The 2,136-nt window shown below is 58.7% G+C and carries 3 pseudogenes; 1 reads left to right on the top strand and 2 read right to left on the bottom strand.

Annotation, left to right across the window (positions count from 1 at the left end):
• Window positions 1-238: 238 nt before the first annotated feature.
• Window positions 239-478, bottom strand: a pseudogene (locus CV770_RS40860) (IS3 family transposase); the annotation flags it as partial.
• A gap of 67 nt (window positions 479-545) precedes the next feature.
• Between CV770_RS40860 and CV770_RS40855 the strand changes: the two are divergent.
• Window positions 546-1,597 (top strand): annotated as a pseudogene (locus CV770_RS40855) (IS110 family RNA-guided transposase).
• 239 nt (window positions 1,598-1,836) lie between these two features.
• Here the strand turns inward: CV770_RS40855 and CV770_RS40850 are convergent.
• Window positions 1,837-2,100 (bottom strand): annotated as a pseudogene (locus CV770_RS40850) (transposase); the annotation flags it as partial.
• Window positions 2,101-2,136 lie beyond the last annotated feature (36 nt).

Genomic DNA, 2,136 nt, shown 5'->3' with positions numbered 1-2,136 from the left:
TGCCCGGTTTCCATGCCGACCCGAACCGCGTCTGGCGCGTGCTCGCGCAGCGCCATTGCGATGCACTCCGGTTCCGAGGAGCATTTGCCCCGCCAAGTGCGCCGACCGTCGGCGTCGATCACACAAATCTCCGTCTCCTTTTGCGATACATCCAAACCAACATAAAGGGTCATCACATGCTCCTCGTTTGCACTGAGGAGAACATTCTACCTCAGCCTCGAGCGCGCGATTAGGCCATGTGGTTGATCAGATAGCCCTCCCGCTTGAGCAGAACATGCACGCGCCGATAGCCGAAGCGGCGGCGTTCATGGGCAATCGCCTTCATGCGCTGGCGAATGCTGGCATCGTCAGCCCGGGTCGTCCGGTATCTCATCGTCATGCGGCAGCAGCCGATGGCTTTACACGCCCGCCGTTCGCTCATCCCGAATGCCTCTCGCAGATGGACGACAGCTTTCCGCTTCCCCGCGGGCGTCACCACTAATGGGATGGTCCGCCCCGTCCTCCTCCCTCATTATAGGAAGGTCAGATCAAAAGAGGAGAGTATCATGGCCCATCGCAATTTGCCGCGACCTGCGGCTGTCTATGGAATCGACATTGGCAAGAACCTGTTCCACGTCGTTGGCCTAAGCTGCGACGGCACACCTGTTCAGAAAGCTCGCTTTCGACGGGAGACCCTTCTTCAGTTCTTTGCTCGCGCACAACCAAGCATAGTTGGCATGGAATCCTGCGCCGGTTCACAGTGGCTCGCCCGGAAGATAAAGGCACTAGGTCACAAGGTGCGCTTGATCCCCGCGCAATTCGTGAAGCCCTACGTGAAGTCAAACAAGAACGATATCATCGACGCTGAGGCGATCGCTGAGGCCGCGACGCGACCGACAATGCGCTTCGTCGCCGTGAAGGAGGAGGACCAAGTCGATCTTCAAGCGCTGCATCGGATCCGTGAGCAGATGGTCGGCTCGAGGACACGCCTGATCAATCAGATGCGGGCTTTCTGCCTCGAGTACGGCGTACCTTTGCGTCAGGGTGTCGGAATATTCAAACTCGAGTTGCCGCGCGCTTTGAATGACGTAGGAAACGATTTGTCACCAGTGATGCGTCGCCTGGTGGGCGATCTTTTCGCTGATCTCCGCCGCCTCGAAGAACGGATCCGCGAGGTGACACAGGAGATCGAAGCGGTCGCCGATCGAGAGGACGTCACACGCCGGCTGATGACAATCCCTGGTATCGGCGCATTGGGTGCGACCGCTGTACTTGCCGCGATCGGTGATGGGCTGCAGTTTCGCAAGGCCCGCGACCTTGCTGCCTGGCTGGGGTTAGTGCCCAGGCAATACTCGACCGGCGGAAAACAGACGTTGCTTGGCGTCAGCAAACGCGGCAACCGTTATGTGAGAAAGCTTTTAGTGCATGGCGCGCGATCTTGCTTCCGGCACTTGGACCGGACGCGCGATCGCTAGGAAACTGGCTCGACGGGCTCCAGGCTCGGATGCATCCGAACAAAGCCGTTGTCGCCCTAGCCGCCAAGATGGCCCGCATTGTCTGGGTGGTCTTGAACAAGCCTGGAGCTCTCTACGAACGCAGAGATCCTGCTTTCACCTGACGCTTCTGGCTTCGATTGCAAGGCTCGGGAACAGTGATGACGAAACAGTGGATCAACATGCCGTAAGCCCTGTGCAAAAAAGCGGGCTTCGTGCCCGAACCATTTATTGGGAACGGCGTGCGCGGATCTCATCATGGCCTGGCTGCAACCGCAGTCCACTCGCGAGAGGTCGGAGTCATCTATGCAACTGGAAGCGTCATTTTTGCTGTTACGAACCCTTGCACGGACGGGGCGGACCATACATTCTTTCCCAGGAGGTCTTTCAGCGCCGCGTTGTCCAGCATGGCGTCGGCCAGGAGCCGCTTCAGCTTCGTGTTCTCGTCCTTTAGCGTCCTCAGCCGCTTGGCCTCGCAGACATCCATCCCGCCGAACTTGGCCTTCCATTTGTAGATGCTGGCGTCGCTGACGCCATACTTGCGGCACAGATCGACGACCGAAACGCCGGCCTCGTGCTCCTTCAAAATCCCGATGATCTGCTCTTCCGAAAAGCGGCTGCGCTTCATGCTCTGGTCCTTGTCGTGGGCCAGAGCGAACTTCAA

It is taken from the genome of Bradyrhizobium sp. AC87j1, assembly GCF_002936975.1.
In the GTDB taxonomy this organism is placed as follows: Bacteria; Pseudomonadota; Alphaproteobacteria; order Rhizobiales; family Xanthobacteraceae; genus Bradyrhizobium; species Bradyrhizobium shewense.
The sequence above is the reverse complement of the archived record's forward strand: the minus strand, read 5'-3'. Positions and strand labels throughout refer to the sequence as shown.